26 protein-coding genes are annotated in these 25,584 nt (G+C 45.6%); 23 read left to right on the top strand and 3 right to left on the bottom strand.

From position 1 onward, the window contains the following. Nucleotides 1–2: 2 nt before the first annotated feature. From rplK to rpoC, 6 genes are all read left to right on the top strand, one after another. Entirely contained in the window at nt 3–440 is a 438-nt protein-coding gene (gene rplK, locus RWY97_RS04040; protein WP_021582873.1) for a 50S ribosomal protein L11, read from the top strand. Nucleotides 441–528: 88 nt separating this feature from the next. After that, the gene (rplA, locus tag RWY97_RS04045) at nt 529–1,221 is read left to right on the top strand and encodes a 50S ribosomal protein L1 (RefSeq protein WP_314740424.1); all 693 of its coding nucleotides are present in this window, start codon (nt 529–531) and stop codon (nt 1,219–1,221) included. Between the two features lie 18 nt (nt 1,222–1,239). Next, entirely contained in the window at nt 1,240–1,758 is a 519-nt protein-coding gene (gene rplJ / locus RWY97_RS04050) for a 50S ribosomal protein L10 (RefSeq protein ID WP_021582833.1), read from the top strand. A 55-nt stretch (nt 1,759–1,813) separates the two neighbouring features. Continuing rightward, on the top strand, nt 1,814–2,194 hold the full coding sequence (gene rplL / locus RWY97_RS04055; protein ID WP_021582842.1) for a 50S ribosomal protein L7/L12: 381 nt from the start codon (nt 1,814–1,816) through the stop codon (nt 2,192–2,194). Between the two features lie 277 nt (nt 2,195–2,471). Next, nucleotides 2,472–6,284: a DNA-directed RNA polymerase subunit beta gene (rpoB, locus tag RWY97_RS04060; protein ID WP_315565675.1), complete on the top strand. Its 3,813-nt coding sequence runs from the start codon at nt 2,472–2,474 to the stop codon at nt 6,282–6,284. Between the two features lie 25 nt (nt 6,285–6,309). Then, nucleotides 6,310–10,647: a DNA-directed RNA polymerase subunit beta' gene (gene rpoC, locus RWY97_RS04065; RefSeq protein WP_314079142.1), complete on the top strand. Its 4,338-nt coding sequence runs from the start codon at nt 6,310–6,312 to the stop codon at nt 10,645–10,647. An 89-nt stretch (nt 10,648–10,736) separates the two neighbouring features. Here the strand turns inward: rpoC and RWY97_RS04070 are convergent, their stop codons facing one another. Continuing rightward, nucleotides 10,737–11,771, bottom strand: coding sequence for a YeiH family protein (locus RWY97_RS04070; RefSeq protein WP_315565678.1), 1,035 nt, complete (start codon nt 11,769–11,771; stop codon nt 10,737–10,739). 447 nt (nt 11,772–12,218) lie between these two features. Beyond that, a complete protein-coding gene (locus RWY97_RS04075; RefSeq protein WP_021582844.1) occupies nt 12,219–12,434 on the bottom strand; it encodes a hypothetical protein in 216 nt (71 codons plus the stop codon). Between the two features lie 192 nt (nt 12,435–12,626). Between RWY97_RS04075 and RWY97_RS04080 the strand changes: the two genes are divergently transcribed. Beyond that, nucleotides 12,627–14,198, top strand: coding sequence for a hypothetical protein (locus RWY97_RS04080; RefSeq protein ID WP_315565680.1), 1,572 nt, complete (start codon nt 12,627–12,629; stop codon nt 14,196–14,198). A 2-nt stretch (nt 14,199–14,200) separates the two neighbouring features. Next, the gene (locus RWY97_RS04085) at nt 14,201–14,881 is read left to right on the top strand and encodes an outer membrane beta-barrel protein (protein ID WP_315565682.1); all 681 of its coding nucleotides are present in this window, start codon (nt 14,201–14,203) and stop codon (nt 14,879–14,881) included. Here RWY97_RS04085 and RWY97_RS04090 read toward each other — a convergent pair. Then, nucleotides 14,851–16,089, bottom strand: coding sequence for a BaiN/RdsA family NAD(P)/FAD-dependent oxidoreductase (locus RWY97_RS04090; RefSeq protein ID WP_315565683.1), 1,239 nt, complete (start codon nt 16,087–16,089; stop codon nt 14,851–14,853). The genes RWY97_RS04085 and RWY97_RS04090 overlap by 31 nt on opposite strands. A 188-nt stretch (nt 16,090–16,277) precedes the next feature. On the opposite strand from RWY97_RS04090, the gene RWY97_RS04095 reads away from it, so the two are divergent. From RWY97_RS04095 to rpsQ, 15 genes are all read left to right on the top strand, one after another. Continuing rightward, nucleotides 16,278–16,601 (top strand): DUF3467 domain-containing protein, encoded by a 324-nt coding sequence (locus RWY97_RS04095; protein ID WP_021582845.1) that lies wholly within the window; start codon nt 16,278–16,280, stop codon nt 16,599–16,601. A gap of 240 nt (nt 16,602–16,841) precedes the next feature. Beyond that, entirely contained in the window at nt 16,842–17,225 is a 384-nt protein-coding gene (gene rpsL, locus RWY97_RS04100; protein WP_021582876.1) for a 30S ribosomal protein S12, read from the top strand. Nucleotides 17,226–17,522: 297 nt separating this feature from the next. After that, nucleotides 17,523–17,999 (top strand): 30S ribosomal protein S7, encoded by a 477-nt coding sequence (rpsG, locus tag RWY97_RS04105; RefSeq protein WP_021582896.1) that lies wholly within the window; start codon nt 17,523–17,525, stop codon nt 17,997–17,999. A 24-nt stretch (nt 18,000–18,023) separates the two neighbouring features. Continuing rightward, nucleotides 18,024–20,138 carry an elongation factor G gene (gene fusA, locus RWY97_RS04110; RefSeq protein ID WP_021582846.1) on the top strand — a complete coding sequence of 705 codons (2,115 nt, stop codon included), beginning with the start codon at nt 18,024–18,026 and terminating at the stop codon, nt 20,136–20,138. Between the two features lie 95 nt (nt 20,139–20,233). Further along, the gene (gene rpsJ, locus RWY97_RS04115) at nt 20,234–20,539 is read left to right on the top strand and encodes a 30S ribosomal protein S10 (RefSeq protein WP_021582852.1); all 306 of its coding nucleotides are present in this window, start codon (nt 20,234–20,236) and stop codon (nt 20,537–20,539) included. Nucleotides 20,540–20,673: 134 nt separating this feature from the next. Further along, nucleotides 20,674–21,288 carry a 50S ribosomal protein L3 gene (gene rplC / locus RWY97_RS04120; protein WP_314740414.1) on the top strand — a complete coding sequence of 205 codons (615 nt, stop codon included), beginning with the start codon at nt 20,674–20,676 and terminating at the stop codon, nt 21,286–21,288. Then, on the top strand, nt 21,288–21,917 hold the full coding sequence (gene rplD / locus RWY97_RS04125; protein WP_315565686.1) for a 50S ribosomal protein L4: 630 nt from the start codon (nt 21,288–21,290) through the stop codon (nt 21,915–21,917). Before rplC ends, rplD begins: the two co-directional genes overlap by 1 nt. Nucleotides 21,918–21,936: 19 nt before the next feature. Then, a complete protein-coding gene (rplW, locus tag RWY97_RS04130) occupies nt 21,937–22,377 on the top strand; it encodes a 50S ribosomal protein L23 (RefSeq protein ID WP_021582884.1) in 441 nt (146 codons plus the stop codon). Between the two features lie 7 nt (nt 22,378–22,384). Further along, on the top strand, nt 22,385–23,209 hold the full coding sequence (rplB, locus tag RWY97_RS04135) for a 50S ribosomal protein L2 (RefSeq protein WP_021582821.1): 825 nt from the start codon (nt 22,385–22,387) through the stop codon (nt 23,207–23,209). Between the two features lie 18 nt (nt 23,210–23,227). Then, the gene (gene rpsS, locus RWY97_RS04140) at nt 23,228–23,494 is read left to right on the top strand and encodes a 30S ribosomal protein S19 (protein WP_021582854.1); all 267 of its coding nucleotides are present in this window, start codon (nt 23,228–23,230) and stop codon (nt 23,492–23,494) included. 32 nt (nt 23,495–23,526) lie between these two features. After that, nucleotides 23,527–23,931, top strand: a complete 405-nt coding sequence (gene rplV, locus RWY97_RS04145) for a 50S ribosomal protein L22 (protein WP_021582810.1) — start codon at nt 23,527–23,529, stop codon at nt 23,929–23,931. A gap of 8 nt (nt 23,932–23,939) precedes the next feature. Continuing rightward, a complete protein-coding gene (gene rpsC, locus RWY97_RS04150) occupies nt 23,940–24,668 on the top strand; it encodes a 30S ribosomal protein S3 (protein WP_021582828.1) in 729 nt (242 codons plus the stop codon). Nucleotides 24,669–24,683: 15 nt separating this feature from the next. Continuing rightward, nucleotides 24,684–25,112 carry a 50S ribosomal protein L16 gene (gene rplP / locus RWY97_RS04155; RefSeq protein WP_021582865.1) on the top strand — a complete coding sequence of 143 codons (429 nt, stop codon included), beginning with the start codon at nt 24,684–24,686 and terminating at the stop codon, nt 25,110–25,112. Between the two features lie 6 nt (nt 25,113–25,118). Then, the gene (rpmC, locus tag RWY97_RS04160; RefSeq protein ID WP_021582894.1) at nt 25,119–25,313 is read left to right on the top strand and encodes a 50S ribosomal protein L29; all 195 of its coding nucleotides are present in this window, start codon (nt 25,119–25,121) and stop codon (nt 25,311–25,313) included. A 12-nt stretch (nt 25,314–25,325) separates the two neighbouring features. After that, nucleotides 25,326–25,583 (top strand): 30S ribosomal protein S17, encoded by a 258-nt coding sequence (gene rpsQ / locus RWY97_RS04165; RefSeq protein ID WP_021582813.1) that lies wholly within the window; start codon nt 25,326–25,328, stop codon nt 25,581–25,583. Nucleotide 25,584: the final 1 nt, after the last annotated feature.

Genomic DNA, 25,584 nt, shown 5'->3' on the forward strand with positions numbered 1-25,584 from the left:
AAATGGCTAAAGAAGTTGCTGGATTAATCAAATTACAGATTAAAGGTGGCGCTGCGAATCCTTCACCGCCAGTAGGACCTGCACTGGGTTCTAAGGGTATCAATATTATGGGATTCTGCAAGGAGTTCAACGCCAGAACCCAGGATAAAGCGGGGAAAATTATTCCTGTTGTTATCACTTACTATACAGATAAGTCATTCAGCTTTGTTCTCAAAACTCCTCCCGCGGCTGTTCAGTTGAAGGAGGCGGCAAAAGTAAAGACTGGTTCTGCTCAGCCCAACCGCCAGAAAGTAGCATCTGTTACTTGGGATCAGGTTAGGGCCATTGCGGAGGACAAGATGTCCGATCTCAACTGCTTTACTGTCGAGAGTGCTATGAAACTTGTTGCCGGTACGGCGAGAAGTATGGGTATTACTGTAAAAGGGGACTTCCCGGGTTAATAATGAATGATTAGGGATGACTGATAGTGAATGAGAGTTATCTTCGGTATTCAAGAATCGCTAATCCAATTAAACTTCAATTAAGAAAATGAGTAAACTGACAAAAAATCAAAAATCAGTAGCTGAAAAGGTTGAAGCAGGGAAGACTTACACATTGAAAGAAGCGGCAGCATTGGTGAAGGAGATTACCACCACCAAGTTTGATGCGTCGCTGGATATTGATGTGCGTTTAGGTGTAGACCCGCGAAAAGCAAACCAGATGGTGCGTGGTGTCGTATCGCTTCCGAACGGAACCGGTAAGGTGATGCGTGTTCTCTGTCTTTGCACTCCTGATCAGGAAGCTGCTGCTAAGGAAGCAGGTGCTGATTATGTTGGTCTCGACGAGTATATCGAGAAGATCAAAGGTGGTTGGACGGATATTGATGTCATCATTACGATGCCGTCTTGTATGGGTAAAATCGGTCCTTTGGGCCGTGTGCTCGGTCCTCGCGGCTTGATGCCGAATCCTAAGAGCGGAACTGTGACGATGGATGTTGCGAAAGCTGTAAAAGAAGTGAAGCAAGGTAAGATAGACTTTAAGGTCGATAAGGCGGGTATTATCCATACTTCGATCGGTAAGGTTTCTTTTACCCCCGAACAGATTTATCAGAACGCGAAAGAATTTATCGCTACAGTAATTAAGCTGAAACCTGCTGCTGCGAAAGGTACGTATTTGAAGAGTATCTTTATTTCAAGCACGATGAGTAAGGGTATCAAGATTGATCCTAAATCAGTTGAATAACTCTAAAAGTTTTGTACAATGAAGAAAGAAGTAAAAGATACGATAATCGTTGACCTTGGTGAGAAGCTGAAAGAGTATCCTCACTTTTACTTGGTAGATGTTGCTGGGTTAAATGCGGAGGCTACAAGTGCACTTCGCCGCAAGTGTTTCAAGAGCGAAGTTAAAATGATCGTTGTGAAGAATACACTTCTTCACAAAGCATTTGAGGCTTCGGATGTAGATTTCGAACCTTTATACAGCACGTTGAAGGGTAGTACGGCCGTCTTGCTTTCGCATACTGCTAATCTCCCCGCAAAGCTGTTGAAGGACTATGTCAAGGAAGGTACTCCTACTTTGAAAGCCGCTTACGCTGAGGAAAGCATCTATGTAGGAGCTGACAAGCTGAGCGAACTGGCATCTATTAAGAGCAAGAACGAAGTTATTGCAGAGATTGTTACGTTGTTACAATCGCCTGCGAAGAACGTCGTTTCTGCACTCCAATCGGGCGCGAACACTATCCACGGTGTGCTTAAGACTTTGGGCGAGCGTCCTGAATAAATCCAATCAAAAGTCATTCGTAAAATCAATTAAAACAATTAAAACTTAGAATAAAATGGCAGATGTAAAAGCTATTGCTGAAGAATTAGTAAATTTGACAGTTAAGGAAGTAAATGAGTTGGCAACAGTCTTGAAAGACGAGTATGGTATTGAGCCCGCCGCTGCAGCTGTTGCTGTTGCTGCCGGTCCTGTTGCTGGTGGTGCAGAAGGTGGTGCAGAGGAAAAGTCTGATTTCGATGTTGTTCTTGTTGAGGCAGGTTCAACTAAACTCCAGGTGGTTAAAGCCGTTAAGGAAGCTTGCGGTTTGGGCTTGAAAGAGGCTAAGGACTTGGTAGACGGTGCTCCTTCTACCTTGAAAGAGGGCTTGGCTAAGGCTGAGGCAGAAAACCTGAAGAAGGTGATCGAAGAAGCTGGTGCTAAAGTTGAATTGAAGTAAAGTGGTTAGTGGTAGTCTGCTTTTGATGTGAAAGATATCAGGCAGGCGATTTGCACTCTGATAAAAGAAGGTTAGGATTTGCCCAGTCGGTGAGTCCTAACCTTTTTATGTCTATGGATTTATATTTACAGAATGTGAATTTGACAGAAAGCTGTCTATTATACCTTCTATATAAAGTAAAAAATGACGGTGATTATGCTTCGTACCTTTCGGTTGCGTAGGGATGATTGCAAATCTCAAAGAAAAGAAATAGTCAGTCTAATAAATTATAAACTGAATGGCTTCAAAAATTGTTGATAACAGAGTAAACTTTGCTGACGTCTATAATCCGATGCCGTATCCGGATTTTCTTGATGTGCAGCTCAAATCTTTCAAAGACTTTTTACAGTTAGATACTCCCCCGGAGGATCGCAAGAATGACGGTTTATACAAAGTGTTTGCAGAGAATTTCCCGATTACAGATACACGAAACAACTTTGTTCTTGAATTCTTGGATTACTTTATTGATCCGCCGCGCTATACGATTGATGAATGTCTGGAGCGTGGATTGACTTACAGTGTGCCTTTGAAAGCTAAGATGAAACTGTATTGTACCGATCCCGATCACGAGGATTTCGGAACGTTTATCCAAGATGTCTTTTTAGGAACGATTCCGTATATGACTGAAAACGGTACGTTTATTATTAACGGTGCTGAGCGGGTTGTTGTATCACAGTTGCACCGTTCACCCGGTGTTTTCTTTGGGCAGGGTGTGCACGCCAATGGCACTGTGCTCTATTCTGCCCGTATCATTCCGTTCAAAGGCTCGTGGATAGAGTTTGCCACGGATATTAATAACGTGATGTATGCTTATATTGATCGTAAGAAGAAATTGCCGGTAACAACACTGCTCCGTGCTATGGGATTCGAGGCAGATAAGGATATTCTGCAAATCTTTGATTTGGCTGAGGAAGTTAAGGTCAACAAGAAGAATATGAAAGCTGCTATCGGCAAGAAATTAGCCGCGCGTGTATTGAAGAGTTGGAATGAGGATTTTGTGGACGAAGATACCGGAGAGGTTGTTTCTATCGAGCGCAACGAGGTCATTATGGAACGCGAGACAGAACTCACGACTGACAATATCGAAGAAATCTTAGAGAGTGGTGCTTCTTCCGTGCTTTTGCATAAGGATGAAGAAGCAGCCAATAAATACGGAATTATTTTCAATACGTTAGCCAAAGATCCTAGTAATTCTGAGAAAGAAGCTGTACTCTACATCTATCGCCAATTGCGTAATGCAGATCCGGCTGATGATGCAAGTGCTCGTGAGGTGTTCCAGAATTTGTTCTTCTCGGATAAACGATATGATTTGGGCGAGGTAGGGCGCTACCGTATCAATAAGAAATTAGGCTTGAACACTGATATGGATGTGCGCGTGTTGACACGTGACGATATTATCGAGATTATCAAATACCTCATTCAGCTGATCAATTCGAGTGCTACTGTTGATGATATCGACCATTTGAGCAATCGTCGTGTACGTACTGTGGGTGAGCAGTTGAGTAATCAATTCTCTATCGGATTAGCTCGAATGAGTCGTACGATTCGTGAACGTATGAACGTTCGTGACAATGAAGTGTTCACACCGACTGATTTGATTAATGCGAAGACCATTTCGAGCGTTATTAACTCATTTTTCGGAACGAATCCACTGTCGCAGTTTATGGATCAGACTAATCCTTTGGCAGAGGTCACGCACAAGCGTCGGCTCTCGGCATTGGGTCCCGGTGGTCTGTCGCGTGAGCGTGCGGGCTTTGAGGTTCGCGACGTTCACTATACTCACTATGGGCGTCTCTGTCCGATTGAGAGTCCGGAAGGTCCGAATATCGGATTGATTTCGTCACTCTGTGTTTATGCGACTATCAACGAATTGGGCTTTATCGAGACCCCATATCGTAAGGTTACTGATGGTATTGTTGATTTGAAGAACGAAGATGTAGTTTATCTCACCGCAGAAGAAGAGGAAGATCATATCATCGGTCAGGGTAATGCACCGCTGAATGGGGATGGTACTTTCATTCGTAGTTACGTGAAATGTCGCGAGGATGCCGATTTCCCGGTTGTAGAGCCGGCACAAGTAGACCTGATGGATGTGTCTCCGCAGCAGATTGCTTCGGTGTCGGCTGCACTGATTCCATTCTTGGAGCACGATGACGGTCACCGTGCATTGATGGGATGTAATATGATGCGGCAGGCTGTTCCGTTGCTTCATAACGATGCGCCGATTGTAGGTACTGGTCTGGAGAAACAAGTTTGCGAAGATTCTCGTACAATGATTACAGCCGAAGGCCCAGGAGTTATTGACTATGTCGATGCGACAACCATTCGTATTCTCTATGATCGTACAGAAGATGAGGAGTTTGTCAGCTTCGAACCGGCAATGAAAGAGTATCGCATTCCGAAGTTCCGTCGCACTAATCAAAATATGACCATCGACCTTAGGCCTATTTGTAGCAAGGGACAACGCGTGGAAAAGGGCGATATTCTGACTGAAGGTTATGCTACGGAGAATGGCGAACTTGCACTGGGTCGTAATCTTTTGGTGGCTTATATGCCGTGGAAAGGTTATAACTATGAAGATGCTATCGTGCTTTCTGAGCGTTTGGTGCGCGACGATGTGCTCACGTCCGTTCACGTGGACGAGTATTCTTTGGATGTACGCGAAACCAAACGAGGAGTTGAAGAATTTACCAGCGATATCCCCAATGTGAGCGAAGAGGCCACGAAAGATCTCGACGACAATGGTGTTATTCGTGTCGGTGCCCGTGTAGAACCCGGAGATATTCTCATCGGTAAGATTTCGCCGAAGGGCGAAAGCGATCCTTCACCTGAGGAAAAATTGCTTCGTGCCATCTTCGGTGACAAGGCCGGTGATGTCAAAGACTCGTCATTGAAGGCCAATCCGTCGCTGAGCGGTGTCGTGATTGATAAGAAATTGTTCTCCCGTGCCATCAAAACCCGCGAGTCGAAAAAGCAGGATAAGCTGACGCTTGCTAAGATTGATGAAGAGTATGAAGCAAAGAACAACGACTTGAAAGATATTCTCGTGGACAAACTTCTTACCCTGACGGAAGATAAAGTATCGAATGGTGTGAAGGATTACACCGGTGCTGAGATCGTCACTAAGGGCAGCAAGTTTACTGCTACGATATTGAAGAATCTGGAATATGATGGAATTCAGAGCAACGATTGGACCAAGGATGAACACACCAACCATCTGATCCAGCAGCTCATAATGAATTATATTCGTAAATATAAACTGCTTGATGCCGAGATGAAGCGCCGCAAGTTTGCCATTACGATCGGTGACGAACTTCCCTCGGGCATTCTTCGTATGGCGAAAGTCTACATTGCTAAGAAACGTAAGATCGGTGTTGGAGATAAGTTGGCCGGCCGTCACGGTAACAAAGGTATCGTTTCAAAGGTCGTGCGTATGGAAGATATGCCGTTCCTCGAAGACGGACGCCCTGTCGATCTGGTCTTGAATCCGCTCGGTGTGCCGTCACGTATGAACCTTGGGCAGATTTTTGAGGCTATTCTCGGTGCTGCCGGCAAGAAGCTCGGCGTAAAGTTTGCTACCCCAATCTTTGATGGTGCCAAGCTCGATGACCTCTCGGAATGGACTGATAAGGCCGGTCTTCCGCATCTCTGCTCCACCTATTTATATGATGGAGAGACCGGAGAGAAGTTCGATCAGCCTGCAACTGTTGGCATTACTTATTTCTTGAAGCTTGGACATATGGTCGAAGACAAGATGCACGCGCGCTCCATCGGTCCGTACTCGCTCATCACTCAGCAGCCGCTTGGCGGTAAGGCACAATTCGGTGGGCAGCGTTTCGGAGAAATGGAGGTTTGGGCCCTTGAAGCTTTCGGAGCCAGTCACGTACTTCAAGAGATTCTGACCATCAAGAGCGACGATGTCGTAGGCCGATCTAAGGCCTACGAGGCGATCGTCAAAGGAGAGCCGATGCCTACTCCGGGAATCCCTGAGTCGCTCAATGTCTTGTTACACGAGCTCCGCGGTTTGGGTCTCAGTATCAAAATGGATTAATGTGAATTCCTAATCAGAAAGTAAAATGGCTTTTAAAAAAGATACAAAGGTAAAGAATAATTTTACGAAGATAACCATCGGACTTGCTTCTCCCGAAGAGATCCTGGAAAATTCGTATGGCGAGGTAACGAAACCGGAAACCATTAATTATCGTACATATAAGCCGGAACGCGACGGCCTTTTCTGTGAGCGTATCTTTGGTCCGACCAAGGATTATGAGTGTGCCTGCGGTAAGTATAAGCGTATTCGCTATAAAGGAATCGTCTGCGATCGTTGCGGTGTAGAGGTGACCGAGAAGAAGGTTCGTCGTGAACGTTCGGGCCATATTGAGCTTGTCGTACCCGTGGCGCATATCTGGTATTTCCGTTCTCTGCCCAACAAGATGGGCTATCTGTTAGGTATGCCGACCAAAAAGTTGGATTCCGTGATCTATTATGAGAAATATGTGGTGATCCAACCGGGTGTAATGGAAGGTCGAAAAGATGCAGAAGGCGAAGAGATGAATGGTTCTCATAAATTCGATTTGCTCTCAGAAGATGAATACCTCGATATTATTGACCGCCAGATTGATCAAAACAATGCTTATCTGGATGATGCAGATCCCAACAAGTTTATCGCTAAAATGGGTGCCGAGGCTGTCTATGGCCTCTTGGCCGGACTTGATCTCGATGCTATTTCCTATGAGTTACGTGACCGGGCCAATAGCGATTCAAGTCAGCAGCGTAAGACGGAGGCGCTGAAGCGGCTGCAAGTTGTCGAGGCGTTCCGGTCCAGCAAAGACTTCAACCGGCCCGAATGGATGATTATGAAAATCATCCCTGTCATTCCACCCGAGTTGCGTCCGCTGGTTCCTTTGGATGGAGGTAGATTTGCAACATCCGATTTGAATGACCTCTATCGCCGTGTTATTATCCGTAACAATCGCTTGAAGAGATTAGTTGAAATCAAGGCTCCCGAGGTGATTTTGCGTAACGAGAAACGTATGTTGCAAGAAGCGGTCGATAGTTTATTCGACAATTCGCGCAAGAGTTCGGCCGTGAAGAGTGAGTCCAATCGTCCGTTGAAATCGTTATCTGACTCTTTGAAAGGTAAGGCCGGCCGTTTCCGTCAGAATCTCTTGGGTAAACGTGTCGACTATTCCGCACGTTCCGTCATTGTGGTCGGTCCCGAATTGAAAATGGGCGAGTGCGGTCTGCCGAAATTGATGGCTGCCGAACTCTATAAACCGTTCATCATTCGTAAACTCATCGAGCGTGGAATCGTGAAGACGGTCAAGAGTGCCAAGAAGATTGTTGACCGTCGTGAACCAGTTATTTGGGATATTCTCGAAAACGTGATGAAGGGTCATCCCGTACTCCTCAACCGTGCTCCGACACTTCACCGACTCGGAATCCAGGCTTTCCAACCTAAATTAATCGAGGGTAAAGCTATCCAGTTGCATCCGTTGGCTTGTACGGCGTTTAATGCAGACTTTGATGGTGACCAGATGGCTGTGCATCTTCCGTTGAGCAATGAGGCCATTCTCGAAACGCAGATATTAATGCTTCAGAGTCATAATATTCTGAATCCGGCCAACGGAGCGCCTATTACGGTGCCTTCTCAGGATATGGTGCTTGGTCTATATTATATTACCAAGATTCGTCCCGGTGCCAAGGGAGAGGGGCTTACATTCTATGGACCGGAAGAAGCGATTATCGCTCGCAATGAAGGTAAATGTGATCTGCATGCCCTTGTGAAAGTGGTTGTCAACGATTTGGTCGATGGTAAGATTCAGAAACGAATGGTCGAAACATCTGTCGGACGTGTGATTGTCAATGGAATTATTCCCGAAGAGGTAGGTTATTTCAATGATATTATCTCGAAGAAAACTTTACGTGGCATCATCGCAGATGTAATCAAGAATGTAGGTATGGCTCGTGCGTGTGAGTTCCTCGACGGAATCAAGAACTTGGGTTATCGGATGGCTTATGTGGCAGGTCTTTCTTTCAACCTTGATGACATCATTATTCCCGAAGAGAAAAATGCAATCGTAGAGCGGGGAAATGAAGAGGTACATCAGATTACCGAGAATTATAATATGGGATTCATCACTGATACCGAGCGTTACAATCAGGTTATCGATACGTGGACACACGTTAATAACGACCTTGGTAATGTCTTGATGAAACAGATGACCGAAGCCGATCAAGGATTCAATGCCGTTTATATGATGCTCGACTCCGGAGCCCGCGGTTCTAAGGATCAGATCAAACAGCTTTCGGGTATGCGCGGTCTGATGGCTAAACCTCAGAAAGCCGGTGCCGAAGGTCAGCAGATTATTGAAAACCCGATTCTCTCTAACTTTAAAGAGGGTATGTCAGTGCTCGAATACTTTATTTCTTCACACGGAGCGCGTAAAGGTTTGGCTGACACAGCTATGAAGACGGCTGATGCCGGTTATCTGACACGTCGTTTGGTAGATGTTTCTCACGATGTGATTATTACCGAAGAAGACTGCGGAACACTGCGCGGACTGGTTTGTATGGCCTTGAAGAATGGTGACGAAACCATCTCTACGCTTTACGAACGCATTCTGGGACGTGTCTCCGTGCACGATATTATTCATCCCACAACGGGAGAACTCATCGTGGTAGCAGGTGAGGAGATCACCGAAGATAAGGCGCAGATCATCGAAAACTCACCGATTGAGAGTGTTGAAATTCGTTCCGTACTCACCTGTGAAAGCAAACACGGGGTTTGTATGAAATGTTACGGACGTAATCTCGCTACGAGTCGGATGGTTCAGATGGGTGAGGCTGTCGGTGTCATTGCAGCTCAGGCTATCGGAGAGCCTGGTACCCAGCTTACGCTTCGTACGTTCCACGCTGGTGGTGTGGCCGGAAATGCCGCAGCCAATGCGTCTATCGTAGCTAAAAATGACAGCAGAATCGAGTTTGATGAGCTGCGTACCGTTCCGTTCGTAGAGAGTGATGGCGAAAAAGATATCAATTGCCAGATGGTTGTAAGCCGTCTTGCCGAGATCCGTTTCGTTGATGCCAATACTAATATTGTTCTCTCTACATTGAATGTACCCTATGGTTCTTCTCTGTATTGCAAGCACAACGATACAGTGAAAAAGGGTGATTTGATTGCCAAATGGGACCCGTTCAATGCCGTGATCGTGTCTGAATACGCCGGGCGATTGAAATTCAATGATGTCGTAGAAGGTTCGACGTTCCGTGCCGAGACGGATGAGACCACCGGTTTGACCGAGAAAATCATCACTGATTCGAAAGATCGGTCGCGTGTTCCGACCTGCGATATCATCAATTCAAAGGGTGAAGTCGTCGGAACTTACAACTTCCCCGTAGGCGGTCACGTTGTTGTCGATGACGGAGCAACCGTCAAGACCGGTCAGACTTTGGTCAAGATACCGCGTGCTGTGGGTGGTGCCGGCGATATTACGGGTGGTCTTCCGCGTGTTACTGAGCTTTTCGAGGCTCGCAATCCGTCTAATCCTGCCGTTGTTTCCGAGATCGACGGCGAGGTAACAATGGGTAAGGTGAAACGCGGTAACCGTGAGATTGTGGTCACATCGAAGACAGGTGATCAGAAGAAATACCTTGTCAGCTTGTCCAAACAGATTTTGGTTCAGGAGCACGATGCCGTTCGTGCGGGTACGCCGCTGTCTGATGGCGTCATCACTCCGGGTGATATCCTTGCCATTAAAGGTCCAACGGCTGTGCAGGAATACATTGTCAACGAGGTACAAGACGTCTATCGTTTGCAAGGTGTGAAAATCAATGACAAACACTTTGAGATTATCGTTCGTCAGATGATGCGCAAAGTGCAGATCAACGATCCCGGAGACACTACGTTCTTGGAACAAGAACTCGTAGACAAACTCGACTTCTCGGAAGAGAACGATCGCATTTGGGGTAAGAAAGTTGTTACTGATGCCGGTGACAGCGATGTGATGAAGCCCGGCCAAATCGTGACAGCGCGTAAGCTACGCGATGAAAATTCGTCGTTGAAACGCCGCGACCTTCGTCTGGTTCAGGTGCGTGATGCCGTGCCTGCGACGTCAACTCAGATTCTGCAAGGTATTACTCGTGCCGCATTGCAAACCAAGAGCTTTATGAGTGCCGCATCTTTCCAGGAGACAACCAAGGTGTTGAATGAGGCGGCTATCCGTGGCAAGGTAGATCGTTTGGAGGGAATGAAAGAGAATGTGATATGCGGTCACCTCATTCCCGCAGGTACCGGACTTCGTCAGTGGGATAAACTCATTGTCGGATCGCAAGAAGAATACGATCGGATGCAGGCTAACAAGAAGAATGTTCTCGACTTTGAAGAGAAAGAAGAGACTGTTACCGCAGAGTAAGTTTTTGTATTTGATGATAACAAGAGTGGCTGTACCGGAATTGTTCCGGGAACAGCCACTTTTTTTATTGCCCGAATTTGTACGCGCTTTTACATCAATGCCGGCACCAAAAACTTGGCGATGGCATAGCCTCCGGCGATGAGCCACGTATAGAGAAAGAATGCCAAGAGGAACGGTTTGGCACCCGCCTGCTTGAATTTGTCGATACTTGTCTCTGCACCTAAGGCCGTCATTGCCATTGTAAGGAGAAAAGTATCTGTGGTATTGATACCTGATACGACTTCGGTGGGCAGCCAATCGAGAGAGTTGAAACCGATCACTACAAGGAAAAAGATGGCAAACCACGGGATGGAAATCCGTTTTTTGTCGCTTTGTTCTTCGCCGTTTCGGGCCGCGGCACGGGCCACGCGCCAACTGATGAGCAGCAAAACGGGTACGAGCATCATTACTCTGATCATCTTGACAATGATGGCACTGTCGGGGATTCCGTTACCCATAGCGTTTGCGGCACCTACAACGTGAGCCACTTCGTGCACGGTCGATCCTGTCATTATACCCATCTGTTCAGGTGAAAGATCGAAAATCCCATTGCGATAAAGGATGGGATAGAGGAACATCGACAGTGTTCCGAAGATGACGACAGTAGAAACGGCAACAGCAGTCTTATAAGGTTTCGTCCTGATTGCCGATTCGGCACCCAATACTGCGGCTGCTCCGCAGATGCCACTTCCCACAGATGTGAGTAATGCAATGCCCCGATCCATCTTCAACAGTCTGCCGATCAGAATACCACCGCATATCGTTACGACAACGATTATAGCGTCTACGATAATCGCCGAGAGCCCAACGGCTGTGACATCTTGGAATGTCAGGCGAAAGCCATACAAGATAATGCCGATTCGCAGAATGCGTTTGGAACAGAATTTGATGCCTGGAACCCAAGTTTCAGGTAGGTTGTTGCGCAGGCTGTTGGCGTAAAGCATACCCAGAATGATGCCGACGATCATCGGACTGAACGACAGACTCTTCACCCATTTGAAGTCGCCGATATAGAATGCGGCCAATGAAAACAGCGTAATTAACAATACTCCGTGGAGCATACTGCTCCGTTTTTCGCTTAACATATTTTTCTTTTATAAATTAGATGTGATTAATCTGTATCGGCCTCATTGTGCCGTATACACTGAAAACGGTGCAAAGATAAGAAAAATATGGGCAAATGAAAGGGGAAACGGTGAAAAAGTAAAAAGGTGAAAAGGGGCTGCCAGAAGAATGAAAGAACATAAATCCCACGCGGAAACTGATTGTTTTTTATACAACCTATAAGTTTCTGTAAATCAATCAAATATATACTGTATCTCAATTAGCCGTTCATTGTAGGGCAATGAACGGCTGAATGCACGCCGTTTAACCGTTAGTTGAATCTTGTTTAACCGTTAATGATCGTGCGATTAACCGTTAGTTGTACCACCAACTCTATATGGCTGAATACCAATTATATACAGGACGATATCTCACCTCTCTCCAAAAGGAGAGGGGACGGGGATGAGGCCCTCTCTGTTTTGTTATGTTCAGATGGCCGCAAACCCACTGAAGCTGCCGTCTTTGAGGATATCGCGGATACTCAGTTCCTTGTATCCGTTGACTTTCAGCTGCTCTTTCAGATGGTCTTCAACAGCAGTTTCCTCTTCTGTTTTCTCGTAACCGAAAGTCTTGTATTTACATTCTGCGAGCGCCCAACCGATGAATGAGACGGCCATAAGCGCGATAAGTCCATAGATTGCCATCGTATTCGTTTTGTTTCATTGTGAATTGATGAAGCAAATATACGCAATAATTTTGAAAGGGACGACGGCTTGTGCCGAATTTTTCAGGCAAGCAGGAGCATCCTTTTATAAAATGTATGGTGATTTAGTAACTGTTTTATTTTTTTTATTATCTTTGCACGCAGAGCAATAACTAATTACCTGTTAAATCGTATGAAAAGGCAGATATTTTTCATTTTTGCAGCATTTGCTTTCTGCGCCAATGCGTGGGCTCAATACGACTCGGTGGCTTTTGCAAAGACGCCCGATGGGAAGGAATGGAAAGCGCCTTGCCTTGCATTTAAGAAATCGTGTTACGACTTCTCGGTGTCGCCCGATCGTAATTTGGCTGCGGTGAAGTTCGGAGTCATCACCCGAAACGGTTCGTTTAAAATTGACGGCGAGCTATGTATGGTTGATTTACAGAGTGGGCAGCCGTTGTGGAGTCGTTTTATAAAAATATATTACCGACCGTTATCCTCTAAAGCGCCAGTCATTCGCCTTAACCCCCACCGTCTGTTTCTTTTGCGAGGCAGCCGGACAGAGATGTTGGACAGTCGGACACAGACCTTGTTGTGGAAAGAGAAGTTGTTGCCGTTGTTTCGGAATGATTCGCTCGACATTCTGATGGGTTATCAGTCGGCCACTTCGAGCAAGTTGAAAGGTCTGCAACTGAGTACCGGTAGGCAGCTTTGGGAAGGAAAAGTACCCCATAAAAACAACTGGGGATGGAATCGAATGAGGGTGGTTAACGATACAACCGTGGCCGTCGTGGCCGACGATATTCATTTCATCAATCCCTTGACAGGCCGTATTCGCACGCACAAAGCATACACCGGGTACGAAGATGTGAGTGCTTCCGTCTTGTTGGGATTGGCCGGAGCACTCGGCGGAGTGGTGGGAGGAGCTTTCGTTGGGAGTTCTTTCTATTATGTTCCTTATGTCGGTAGTTCTATCGTTTCAGGCCTATCGTCCGACATCTTGTATCGAGACGGGCGCTATTATGTGTCCGATCGAGACAGTCTTCGCTGTCTCGACGCTGATGCCCGCACTTTATGGGCGCGCGGATTGCCGCCTAAAATGGTTGGTCGTGCAGATCTTTTCGGAACCGAGGGGACGTTGTTGATGGTCAATTATGCTTTCGGATTGCGAGGCGGAGCGAATATGAAGACGGTGGGCAAGCCGTTTATCGCATCGTTTGATGCCGCTACGGGCAAGACCGTTTGTTTCAACTATCTGACTGCGAAGAAAAATCGGATCGTGAAAGCGGCCTGTTCCGCTAATGCCGTTTATCTGATGTTCGACGATGCCTTAGGAAGAATGGGACTACGGGATTCGGTAGTCGACGTTCAGCCTTGGAATTCCAAGGCCGATGGGAAACTCGTAGCGATGCTGTCGGATACGATTTACACCTTTCGGGAAAGCGACCAGACGTTGACTCCATTGTGTGTCAGCGATCATCGATGCGTGGTGATGACGGATCAGGAAAAACTGTTTGTGGTAGACGATCGGTTGAAAATCGTGGAAGATTATGCCGCTGATCATATCTATCGGGTGTTATGCCGATGGGGCGATTGCGCGTTAGTGAATTTCAACGGGCGCAAAGGTGACAATTGGATTATTCGTAAATCAGGTGAGCCGTTGGCACATATCACAGTTCCGTTGGTCTCTCTTCGCCTGATGGACGACACGCTTTATCTGCTTTCAGGCACGCGATTATTTTGTATAAACGTCAAGAATTTATAAGTATGAAACGAATTGTTCTCTTGTATGTGATGCTTTTGGTATCGGTGGTCGGTTTGCGTGCACAAATTACTTTCGGACAGACGAATCTGCCGGAAGAGACTCCCTCAAACGTGCCCGATGAACTGTCGCATACTGTGCGGCCGTTTGTGAAAGTGGGTGTGGTAACTTCCGATTATGTTGGTAAATATATCGGCGGTGTCAAGTCAAGGTGGGGATGGATGGCCGAGGCGGGTCTCGGTATTCCGCTTAAAAATCCCTTGGTGAGTTTCCAACCGTCTTTGCGCCTGATTTCTAAGGGTGCCAAGGTGCCGTGGAACGAAAAAGATAAGGCAAATTCCACCGTGGAGCAGGTGTGTGTGGAGGTTCCGCTCAATTTCTTTTACACCTTTCCGCTGCCCCATCACAGTCAGGTCAGCTTTGGAACGGGACTGTTTGTCTCGGTGGGTGTTGCCGGCGACGTGACATATCAAGGTCAGACAGCCGGCACATACGGTTCGGGTGGCTTGGGACTGCGCCGTGCCGATGTGGGGGTAGATATTGAAATGTCGTTCAAGTATCACAAGTTGATCGTATCTATGGGTGCCGAAACAGGTTTCATTCCCATTCATTCGGACACCCGCGAGATATCTCCTTTCCCGCGTAACCGCTCTTTTTATTTGTCGGCGGGCGTCGCACTGTGGTAAGCATTACCTGCAACGAACCCCGTGGTCCAGGCTGCTTGTAAGTTAAAACCGCCCGTAACGGCATCGATGTCGAGTACTTCGCCGGCGAAAAAGAGATTGGGGCATATTTTGCTTTCGAGTGTTTGGAGATGAATGCAGTCGAGACCGACTCCCCCGCAGGTGACGAACTCGTCGCGAAAAACACCTTTCCCCGTGATGAGATAAATGTCATTGGTAAGTGTTTCGACGAGTTTATGGAGTCCTTTTCGCCCCAATTCAGCCCACGGTTTTCCGCTGTCGAGCGATGCTTTCTGCAAAAGATACTGCCAAACTCGGGCTGAGAGGTTGTCGGGACGGATACTGTTGAGTTGTTTCTTCGGGTGAGTTGCAGCAAGGGTCAACAATCGTTCCCGAACCGTTTCGGCATTGGTCTCGTTGAGCCAGTTGACGGCTACATTGAAGCAATAATGTTGCTCGTTGATGTAACGGGCTGCATATGAAGAGAGTTTCAATGTAGCAGGTCCGCTCATTCCCCAATGCGTGATAAGTAAAGCGCCTGTACTGCGATGTTTGGTAGTAGGTATCGACAGGGTGACCGGATCGGTAACAGTGCCCATTAAAGCGCGAAACAAGGGCTCGCGTACTTCGAATGTGAATAGTGAAGGTACTGGTGCAACGATAGTATGCCCCAAATCGGCCAGATAACTAAGCTTCTCTGCACGCGGCGAACCACCTGTTGTAATGATTACTTTGTTGAAAACGGCTATTGTCCCGTTTCTGAAAGTGGCCTTGATTCGGCTGTCGGGTAGGGGAGTAAGCCGTTCTAAGGTGTAGCCGGTACGTATTTTGACACCGGATTGCAATGCTTTTCGTATGAGACAATCGGCTATGCTCGTCGCACGCTGTGATTTCGGAAATATACACTCATCGTCTTGCGTGACGAGCGGAACACCTTGTTCTTCAAACCATCGATATGTATCGTGATGGTCGAAGACTTTAAACAGGCGTTTGATGAGCTTGTCTCCACGTGGATAAACGTGTTTCAAGTCTTTTACTTGGGCGAAAGAGTTGGTCAGATTGCAGCGTCCTCCTCCTGAAATCAATACTTTGGCGAGTACCCTATTCGACTTTTCAAAAATCGTGACAGTGGTTTGCGGATATGTAATCTTGGCATTGACGGCGGCGAAAAAGCCTGCCGCTCCTCCGCCGATAATGGCTATGTTGGGCATATTCTGTTTCGATATGATTTGCAATTGCGAAGATAAACAATTTTTTGTAATAATGAAGTAGAATTTCAAAGGATTTTAGCTACCTTTGCAAACAGGCAGAGGAGGACTGATAAAGACTATTCAGAGCATTTTGCTCATCGGTCTGCCTGATGCATAGTATGATGTATTTCACGTAAAATAGATAGATTATGGCCAATGACAATCTGCAAGAAGAAATGCAGTTTCAACTCGAATTGAGACCGGAAATCGCTTCGGGTGTGTACTCGAATCTTGCACTCATTTCGCATTCGCACAGCGATTTCGTCGTGGATTTTGCCCGAATTCTTCCCGGAATGCCTAAACCGGAGGTGTGCAGTAGGGTGATTCTTGCTCCCGAACACGCCAAACGCTTACTTCAAGCGTTGCAGGACAACTTATATAAATATGAAAAAGAATTTGGGAAAATAGAACTTCCTGATCAGGATTCGCGCACGATAGCACCTTTTGGAACTGGTAATGGAGAAGCAAATTAAGAGTTGGAAATATGAGATTCGGTGTGTTTCGTTCTTAGAATTACGTCGTGTAACTTATTGAAAAATAATATATGGATTGTTATATTATATTAAAATTTTGAGTGTCGACCCCATTGGAGGCATTATATGGTAGGTGGTTCCGATAATTGTTTGTACCTTTGCACGCCGAAATGTTTCATCGAAGCATTTCTTAAAGGTTGATATTAAACAAAATAAATATATAAATTAAAAATTGACATTATGCCTACTATTCAACAATTGGTAAGAAAAGGCAGAACGGTTGTTGCTGATAAGAGCAAGTCACCGGCGTTGGACAACTGTCCACAGCGTCGCGGTGTTTGTGTTCGTGTTTATACAACGACCCCTAAAAAGCCTAATTCGGCAATGCGTAAGGTTGCCCGTGTCCGTCTGACGAATCAAAAAGAGGTGAACTCCTACATTCCGGGAGAGGGACACAACCTGCAAGAGCATAGCATCGTTTTGGTGCGTGGCGGTCGTGTGAAAGATCTCCCTGGTGTGCGTTATCACATCGTTCGTGGTACACTCGATACGGCTGGTGTTGCCAATCGCACACAGCGCCGCTCGAAATATGGTGCTAAACGTCCTAAGGCAGCTAAGAAATAACACTGCCATTAAGTTTTTAAGTTGATGAGTTTGTAAGTTGGTAAGATTGCAGGTGATGTAAAACTTCGGAACTTTTATGCTGGTTTGTCAAGGCGGCGAAGACTCGGAAACTTAGAAACTTAAACTTAAAAAAATGTGAACGTGAGCTTTCGGATTAAGAAACTCACAGACTCACAATCTTAAATAACCCGTTTTGCTGGAGATTTGTTAACGACAGGTTGAGTAAATGCCCGAGAGAGAGCGTTGAAGAACAGTATAGACAGCCCCACGCAGAATTTATTTATTTTCAAAAACAAAATGAGAAAAGCAAAACCCAAGAAGCGTGTGATCCTGCCGGATCCCGTGTTCGGTGACCAGAAGGTCTCCAAATTCGTCAATCATCTGATGTATGATGGTAAGAAAAATACATCTTATGAGATTTTCTACAAAGCTCTTGATACAGTAAAAGAGAAGATGGCGAAAGAAGAAAAGTCGCCTCTTGAAATCTGGAAACAGGCTCTCGACAACATTACTCCGCAAGTGGAAGTGAAGAGTCGGCGTATCGGTGGTGCGACATTTCAGGTTCCTACCGAGATACGTCCGGAACGTAAGGAAAGCGTTTCGATGAAAAACTTAATCGCTTTTGCCCGCAAACGTGGCGGAAAGAGTATGGCTGAGAAGCTCGCAGCAGAGATAATGGATGCCTATAACAACCAAGGCGGTGCCTTTAAACGTAAAGAGGATATGCACCGTATGGCTGAGGCTAACCGTGCATTTGCTCATTTCAGATTCTAATTCAATAGGAAAGGTAAAAAGAAAATGGCAAATCGCGATTTACATTTGACGCGTAACATAGGTATTATGGCGCATATCGATGCCGGTAAAACAACCACATCGGAGCGCATTTTGTTCTATACAGGTAAGACGCACAAGATCGGTGAAGTGCACGACGGTGCTGCAACGATGGACTGGATGGCACAGGAGCAGGAGCGTGGTATTACGATTACGTCTGCTGCAACGACTTGCAATTGGAACTATAAGGGTGCTTCTTATAAGATAAACTTGATTGATACTCCGGGACACGTTGACTTCACGGCAGAGGTTGAGCGCTCATTGCGCGTACTCGACGGTGCCGTTGCGACGTATTCGGCAGCTGACGGCGTTCAGCCGCAGTCTGAAACGGTGTGGCGTCAGGCTGACAAGTATAATGTTCCGCGTATCGGTTACGTAAACAAGATGGACCGTTCGGGCGCTGATTTCTTTGAGACTGTTCAGCAGATGAAAGACATCTTGGGTGCTAATCCGTGTCCCATTCAGATTCCTATCGGTGCAGAGGAAAACTTCAAAGGTCTTGTTGATCTGATTAAAATGAAGGCAATCCTGTGGCACGATGAGACAATGGGTGCTGAATATGATGTCGAAGATATTCCTGCTGATCTCGTTGACGAGGCCAATGAATGGCGGGAGAAGATGATTGAGAGTGCTGCCAACTTCGACGATGCACTGATGGAGAAGTATCTCGAAGGTCAGGAAATCGGCGAAGAAGAACTGATTGCAGCTATCCGTAAAGGTACAATCTCAATGGATTTGACCCCGATGTTATTGGGATCTTCCTATAAGAATAAGGGTGTTCAACCTCTGTTGGATTATGTTTGTGCATTCTTGCCTTCACCGCTTGATACCGAGAATATTGTAGGTGTGAATCCTAATACAGATGAAGAGGAAGATCGTAAACCGTCGGAAACGGAACCTACGGCAGCACTTGCATTCAAAATTGCTACCGATCCGTTTATGGGTCGCTTGGTGTTCTTCCGTGTTTACTCGGGTAAAGTGACTGCCGGCTCTTATGTTTACAATCCGCGTTCGGGCAAAAAAGAGCGTATCAGTCGTCTGTTCCAGATGAACTCGAACAAGGAAATCCCGATGGAGAGCATTGATGCGGGTGATATTGGTGCCGGAGTAGGTTTCAAGGATATCCGTACCGGTGATACGCTTTGTGATGAGGGACATCCGATCGTATTGGAGTCGATGACTTTCCCAGACACGGTGATCTCTATTGCCGTTGAGCCGAAGAGCCAAGCCGATATTACGAAATTGGACAACGGGCTTGCCAAACTTGCCGAAGAGGATCCTACTTTCACCGTACGAACGGACGAGCAGAGTGGTCAGACGATTATTTCGGGTATGGGTGAGTTGCATCTCGACATTATCATCGATCGTCTGAAACGTGAATTCAAGGTTGAATGTAATCAAGGTAAACCGCAAGTTAACTATAAAGAGGCTATCACAAAGCCTGTCACACTGCGCGAAGTTTACAAGAAGCAGAGTGGTGGTCGCGGTAAGTTTGCTGATATTATTGTTACTGTCGGCCCGAAAGACGAGGATTATACCGAGGGAGATTTGCAGTTTATCAATGAAGTTAAGGGGGGTAATGTGCCTAAGGAGTTTATCCCCTCAGTACAGAAAGGATTCCAAGACTCATTGAAGAGCGGTGTACTTGGTGGCTTCCCGATGACTGGTATGAAGGTTACTTTGACTGATGGTAGTTTCCATCCGGTTGACTCGGATCAGCTTTCATTTGAATTGGCTGCCCATAACGCATTCAGAAATGCTTGTCCTAAGGCCGGTCCGGTCTTGATGGAGCCTATTATGAAGGTTGAAGTCGTGACTCCCGAGGAGAATATGGGTGATGTGATCGGCGACTTGAACAAGCGTCGTGGCCAAGTAGAAGGTATGGATGAGGCCCGTAGCGGTGCTCGTATCGTCAAAGCAATGGTTCCGCTGGCAGAGATGTTTGGTTATGTAACTGCTCTGCGTACCATCACTTCGGGGCGTGCAACGAGCTCGATGGAGTATGATCACCACGCTCCGCTTTCAAGTTCGATTGCCAAGACTGTACTCGAAGAAGTGAAAGGCCGTACAGATTTAGTATAAAACAGTGAGATTCGAGGCACCGGATAGCGAATGACTCTTATCCGGTGTACCTCTTTCTTCTAATTTAAAATAACAATAAAACAACTTAATTGACTATGAGTCAGAAAATTAGAATTAAGCTGAAATCTTATGATCACAAGTTGGTTGATAAGTCAGCAGAGAAAATTGTGAAAGCAGTGAAGGCTACGGGTGCCATTGTAAGTGGTCCAATTCCTCTGCCGACGCATAAGCGTATTTATACTGTAAACCGTAGTACGTTCGTTAATAAGAAAGCGCGTGAGCAGTTCCAGCTCTCAGACTTCAAGCGTCTGATAGATATTTACAGCTCGACGGCAAAGACGGTTGATGCGCTGATGAAACTCGAATTGCCCAGCGGTGTTGAGGTAGAAATCAAAGTGTAGAGAGAAGAATCAAATTAACAGTTAATGAGTTGATGAGGTCGTGAGTTTTCTTTGACATTCAAAATCTAATGATTTCGTTTTTAGAAACTGACGAACTCAGAAATTTACAAACTAACATTTAATATTTAATTGAAATGCCAGGATTAATTGGAAGAAAAATCGGAATGACATCCGTTTTCAGTGCCGACGGTAAAAATATACCGTGCACTGTTATCGAAGCTGGTCCTTGTGTTGTTACCCAAGTAAAGACTGTTGAAAAAGACGGTTATAAAGCGGTTCAATTAGGTTTCGCAGAGGCTAAGGAAAAAAGAACGACAAAGCCAATGCTGGGAATCTTTAAGAAAGCAGGTACGACACCGAAGAAGCACTTGGCCGAGTTCAAATTTGATGAAGAGTATAGCCTTGGTGATACGATCACGGTTGAATTATTCAGCGATGCAGAGTTTGTCGATATTATCGGGACTTCTAAGGGTAAAGGTTTCCAAGGGGTAGTAAAACGCCACGGTTTCGGCGGTGTAGGTCAGAGTACGCACGGTCAGGATGACCGCGCTCGCAAACCGGGATCTATCGGTGCTTGTTCTTATCCTGCCAAAGTGTTCAAGGGGATGCGTATGGCTGGACAGATGGGTGGTGACAGGGTGACGACTCAGAACCTTAAAGTGTTAAAAGTGATTCCGGAACAGAATGTCTTGATCGTCAAGGGTTCATTTGCCGGATATAATGGTTCAACTGTATTAATTGAGAAATAATGGAAGTTAGCGTTTTAAATATCAATGGTCAGGAGACCGGAAGAACGGTTACGTTAAACGAATCGATCTTCGGAATTGAGCCTAACGATCATGTTATCTATCTTGATGTGAAGCAGTATCTTGCTAACCAGCGTCAGGGTACGGCCAAGACAAAGGAGAGAAGCGAAGTAAGCGGTTCTACTCGAAAATTGGGACGCCAGAAAGGTGGTGGTGGTGCTCGTCGCGGAGATATCAATTCGCCGGTACTTGTTGGTGGTGGTCGTGTATTCGGTCCTAAACCTCGCGATTACGGTTTCAAGTTGAACAAGAAAGTGAAGAGTTTGGCTCGTCGTTCGGCTTTATCGTATAAGGCGCAAGAGAATGCTATCGTGGTTGTCGAAGATTTTACGATGGATGTACCAAAGACGAAAGATTTTGTAAGTATTGTTAAAAACCTAAAAGTTGATGGTAAGAAAACGCTTCTCATTTTGCCGGAAGTAAATAAAAATGTATATTTGTCAGCTCGTAACTTACAACGTTCTGAGGTTATGACTGCATCTTCACTCAATACTTACAAAGTTTTGAATGCGGATGTTCTTGTTGTGACTGAAAATTCGTTGAAGACAATTGACGGAATCTTAGCAAAATAATTAAGGAGACAGTAGAAATATGGCATTTATCATTAAACCATTGGTCACTGAGAAGATGACCAAGATTACAGACAAGTCTTCTGAAAGCAAAAAGCTGAAAGCTGCAAATGAGAAAGCTGCAAAGGTCAAAAATGCAGTAGAGGAAAAGGTCAGCTATGTTGTCAAAAAGAAAGGAAAGGCTGACGTAATGAAAGAAAAGACCGTTTATACTTATGTCAAACCCGCTTTGCCTAAGTATGGTTTTATTGTTAAGCCGGAGGCTAATAAGCTTGAAATCAAAGCAGAAATTGAAAGCCTGTATAATGTTACGGTTTTGGATGTGAATACGATGCGTTATGCAGGAAAGCGGTCAAGCCGTTATACGAAAGCTGGACTTGTAAAAGGTCAGAAGAGTGCTTTCAAGAAAGCTATCGTTACGTTGAAGGCTGGTGATCAAATAGATTTTTACAGCAATATTTAAATAGAAAATGGCAGTACGTAAATTGAAACCGGTTACACCGGGACAAAGACACAAAGTTATTGGTACGTTCGAGGATATTACTGCATCCGTACCAGAGAAGTCTCTCGTTTTCGGAAAACATTCTACCGGCGGTCGAAACAATACCGGTAAGATGACAGTTCGCTATATAGGTGGAGGTCATAAGAGAAAGTTTCGTCTGATCGACTTTAAACGAGAGAAAGATGGTGTCCCAGCAGTGGTAAAGACAATTGAATACGACCCGAATCGTTCGGCTCGTATTGCTTTGTTGTATTATGCTGATGGTGAAAAACGCTACATTATTGCTCCTAATGGACTGCAAGTAGGCACGAAATTGATGTCGGGGGCAGAGGCTGCACCGGAAATTGGTAATGCTCTTCCCTTGGCAAACATTCCTGTGGGTACGGTGATTCATAATATTGAATTACGTCCGGGACAAGGTGCCCTACTCGTTCGTTCGGCCGGTAACTTTGCTCAGTTGACTTCCCGTGAGGGTAGTTATTGTGTGATTAAGCTTCCTTCCGGTGAGACTCGTAAGATTCTCTCTGCTTGTAAGGCTACAGTTGGTAGTGTGGGTAATTCTGACCATGCATTGGAACAGTCCGGTAAAGCCGGTCGGTCGCGTTGGTTGGGACGTCGTCCTCATAACCGAGGTGTTGTTATGAACCCTGTTGATCACCCGATGGGTGGTGGTGAAGGCCGTCAGAGCGGTGGTCATCCACGTTCACGCAAGGGCTTATATGCTAAGGGGCTCAAAACCCGTGCACCGAAAAAACTTTCAAGCAAGTATATTATTGAAAGGGCAAGTAAATAACATTAAGAAGAGAAAATTATGAGTCGTTCATTAAAAAAAGGTCCATATATCAACGTTTCACTCGAGAAGAAGATTCTCGCGATGAATGAGAGCGGCAAGAAGAGTGTCGTTAAGACTTGGGCCAGAGCATCAATGATTTCCCCGGATTTTGTGGGACATACCGTTGCTGTTCATAACGGAAACAAATTTATCCCTGTTTACATTACGGAGAATATGGTCGGTCACAAATTGGGGGAATTCTCCCTGACGCGTAGATTCGGCGGACACTCCGGTAATAAGAAATAATCGGGAGTAACCATTTAAATGTAAAGATAATAATGGGAGCAAGAAAACATATATCAGCTGAAAAGAGAAAAGAGGCATTGAAGAGTTTGTACTTTGCGAAACTCAACGGTGTTCCTTCTTCTCCACGCAAGATGCGCTACGTTGTAGATATGATTCGTGGCTTGGAAGTAAATCGTGCTTTGGGCGTTTTGCGATTCTCTAAGAAGCAAGCTGCCGCAGATGTTGAGAAACTGTTGCGTTCGGCAATTGCTAACTGGGAGCAGAAAAATGATCGAAAGGCTGAAGACGGAGAACTTTATATAAGTAAAGTTTTTGTTGACGAGGGTGTTACGATGAAACGTATGAGACCGGCACCACAGGGTCGTGGTTATAGAATTCGTAAGCGTAGTAACCACGTTACATTATTTGTAGATGCCAAAACTAATGACGAAAAATAATAAATAGAATGGGACAGAAAGTTAATCCAATAAGCAACCGTCTTGGTATTATCCGTGGTTGGGATTCAAATTGGTTTGGTGGCAAGAGCTTCGGAGAGAATCTCGTTGAGGATCGGAAAATCCGTAAGTACTTAAACGAGCGTTTGGCAAAGGCCAGCGTTGCGCGCATTGTCATTGAACGTACTTTGAAACTCGTCACCATTACTATTTGTACAGCTCGCCCGGGAATCGTCATTGGTAAAGGTGGACAGGACGTTGACCGATTGAAAGAGGAACTGAAACGGCTTTACAAAAAAGATATTCAAATCAATATCTTTGAGATTAAGAAACCGGAACTTGATGCAACTATCGTTGCGAATAACATCGCTCGCCAAGTCGAGGGTAAGATTGCTTATCGTCGCGCTATTAAGATGGCTATTCAGAATACGATGCGTGCAGGTGCGGAAGGCATCAAAGTACAGATTTCTGGGCGCCTGAACGGTGCGGAAATGGCCCGTAAGGAAATGCTGAAAGAGGGACGTACACCCTTGCATACATTCCGTTCCGATATTGATTATTGTCGGGCAGAAGCTCTAACAAAGGTTGGATTGTTGGGTATTAAGGTGTGGATTTGCCGTGGTGAAGTATATGGACAGCGTGATCTCGCACCGAATTTTACTCAGGACAAGCAAAATGCCGGACGTCCCGGTTCTCGTTCAGGCCGTGGCGGTAATCGCAGGAGAAACAATAACCGTTAAAAGAAAAAGTAAGTAATGTTACAGCCAAAAAGAGTTAAATATAGAAGACCTCAAGATGGGCGTGGCAATAAAGGCAATGCTCATAGAGGCACACAGCTGGCTTTCGGTACGTTTGGCATCAAAACACTTGAAGCAAAATGGATAGACAGTCGTCAGATTGAGGCTGCCCGTGTTGCTGTTAATCGTTATATGCAGCGTGAAGGACAGGTTTGGATCCGCATATTCCCAGATAAGCCGATTACGCGTAAGCCCGCCGATGTCCGAATGGGTAAAGGTAAAGGAGATCCCGCAGGTTGGGTTGCCCCAGTAACTCCGGGTCGTATCCTCTTTGAAGTAGAAGGAGTAAGTTTCGATATAGCCAAAGAGGCGCTTCGTCTTGCGGCACAGAAACTACCGGTAAAGACTAAGTTCGTTGTTAGACGTGATTTCGACAAAAACGCTTAAACTATTATGAAGAGTAAAGAAGTAAAAGAACTCGAGACCAAAGATTTGGCCGAGAAGTTAGAGAGTGCAGTGGAGGCTTTGCATAAGATGAAGCTTAATCACGCAACGACTCCTCTTGAAAATCCATCACAGATTAAAGCGACCCGTCGTGATATTGCACGTATGAAAACGGAACTTCGTCAGAGAGAACTTAACAAATAACAATGGTTCAAGATGGAAACGAGAAATTTAAGAAAAACAAGACAGGGGGTAGTCATCAGTAACAAAATGGATAAAACCATTGTTATCGCTGCTAAGTTCAAAGAGATGCACCCTATATATGGTAAGTTTGTACAAAAGACAAAGAAATACCACGTACACGATGAGAAGAATGAGGCGAATATTGGTGATACCGTACTCATTATGGAGACTCGTCCTTTGAGTAAAACAAAGCGATGGAGATTAGTTCAAATAATTGAAAAAGCTAAGTAAT

This window comes from Hoylesella pleuritidis (assembly GCF_963541955.1).
GTDB lineage: Bacteria > Bacteroidota > Bacteroidia > Bacteroidales > Bacteroidaceae > Prevotella > Prevotella pleuritidis.

Bases quoted from the DNA above. Each gene is read 5' to 3' on its own strand.
- rpsS (WP_021582854.1), top strand. From the start codon at position 23,228: ATGAGTCGTTCATTAAAAAAAGGTCCATATATCAACGTTTCACTCGAG.
- rpsL (WP_021582876.1), top strand. From the start codon at position 16,842: ATGCCTACTATTCAACAATTGGTAAGAAAAGGCAGAACGGTTGTTGCT.
- rplC (WP_314740414.1), top strand. From the start codon at position 20,674: ATGCCAGGATTAATTGGAAGAAAAATCGGAATGACATCCGTTTTCAGT.
- rplK (WP_021582873.1), top strand. From the start codon at position 3: ATGGCTAAAGAAGTTGCTGGATTAATCAAATTACAGATTAAAGGTGGC.
- rpsG (WP_021582896.1), top strand. From the start codon at position 17,523: ATGAGAAAAGCAAAACCCAAGAAGCGTGTGATCCTGCCGGATCCCGTG.
- rpsQ (WP_021582813.1), top strand. From the start codon at position 25,326: ATGGAAACGAGAAATTTAAGAAAAACAAGACAGGGGGTAGTCATCAGT.
- rplJ (WP_021582833.1), top strand. From the start codon at position 1,240: ATGAAGAAAGAAGTAAAAGATACGATAATCGTTGACCTTGGTGAGAAG.
- RWY97_RS04085 (WP_315565682.1), top strand. From the start codon at position 14,201: ATGAAACGAATTGTTCTCTTGTATGTGATGCTTTTGGTATCGGTGGTC.
- rpmC (WP_021582894.1), top strand. From the start codon at position 25,119: ATGAAGAGTAAAGAAGTAAAAGAACTCGAGACCAAAGATTTGGCCGAG.
- rpoC (WP_314079142.1), top strand. From the start codon at position 6,310: ATGGCTTTTAAAAAAGATACAAAGGTAAAGAATAATTTTACGAAGATA.
- RWY97_RS04090 (WP_315565683.1), bottom strand. From the start codon at position 16,089: ATGCCCAACATAGCCATTATCGGCGGAGGAGCGGCAGGCTTTTTCGCC.
- rplV (WP_021582810.1), top strand. From the start codon at position 23,527: ATGGGAGCAAGAAAACATATATCAGCTGAAAAGAGAAAAGAGGCATTG.
- RWY97_RS04070 (WP_315565678.1), bottom strand. From the start codon at position 11,771: ATGTTAAGCGAAAAACGGAGCAGTATGCTCCACGGAGTATTGTTAATT.
- rpoB (WP_315565675.1), top strand. From the start codon at position 2,472: ATGGCTTCAAAAATTGTTGATAACAGAGTAAACTTTGCTGACGTCTAT.
- rplL (WP_021582842.1), top strand. From the start codon at position 1,814: ATGGCAGATGTAAAAGCTATTGCTGAAGAATTAGTAAATTTGACAGTT.
- RWY97_RS04080 (WP_315565680.1), top strand. From the start codon at position 12,627: ATGAAAAGGCAGATATTTTTCATTTTTGCAGCATTTGCTTTCTGCGCC.
- rpsC (WP_021582828.1), top strand. From the start codon at position 23,940: ATGGGACAGAAAGTTAATCCAATAAGCAACCGTCTTGGTATTATCCGT.
- rpsJ (WP_021582852.1), top strand. From the start codon at position 20,234: ATGAGTCAGAAAATTAGAATTAAGCTGAAATCTTATGATCACAAGTTG.
- RWY97_RS04095 (WP_021582845.1), top strand. From the start codon at position 16,278: ATGGCCAATGACAATCTGCAAGAAGAAATGCAGTTTCAACTCGAATTG.
- RWY97_RS04075 (WP_021582844.1), bottom strand. From the start codon at position 12,434: ATGGCAATCTATGGACTTATCGCGCTTATGGCCGTCTCATTCATCGGT.
- rplW (WP_021582884.1), top strand. From the start codon at position 21,937: ATGGCATTTATCATTAAACCATTGGTCACTGAGAAGATGACCAAGATT.
- rplA (WP_314740424.1), top strand. From the start codon at position 529: ATGAGTAAACTGACAAAAAATCAAAAATCAGTAGCTGAAAAGGTTGAA.
- rplD (WP_315565686.1), top strand. From the start codon at position 21,288: ATGGAAGTTAGCGTTTTAAATATCAATGGTCAGGAGACCGGAAGAACG.
- rplP (WP_021582865.1), top strand. From the start codon at position 24,684: ATGTTACAGCCAAAAAGAGTTAAATATAGAAGACCTCAAGATGGGCGT.
- rplB (WP_021582821.1), top strand. From the start codon at position 22,385: ATGGCAGTACGTAAATTGAAACCGGTTACACCGGGACAAAGACACAAA.
- fusA (WP_021582846.1), top strand. From the start codon at position 18,024: ATGGCAAATCGCGATTTACATTTGACGCGTAACATAGGTATTATGGCG.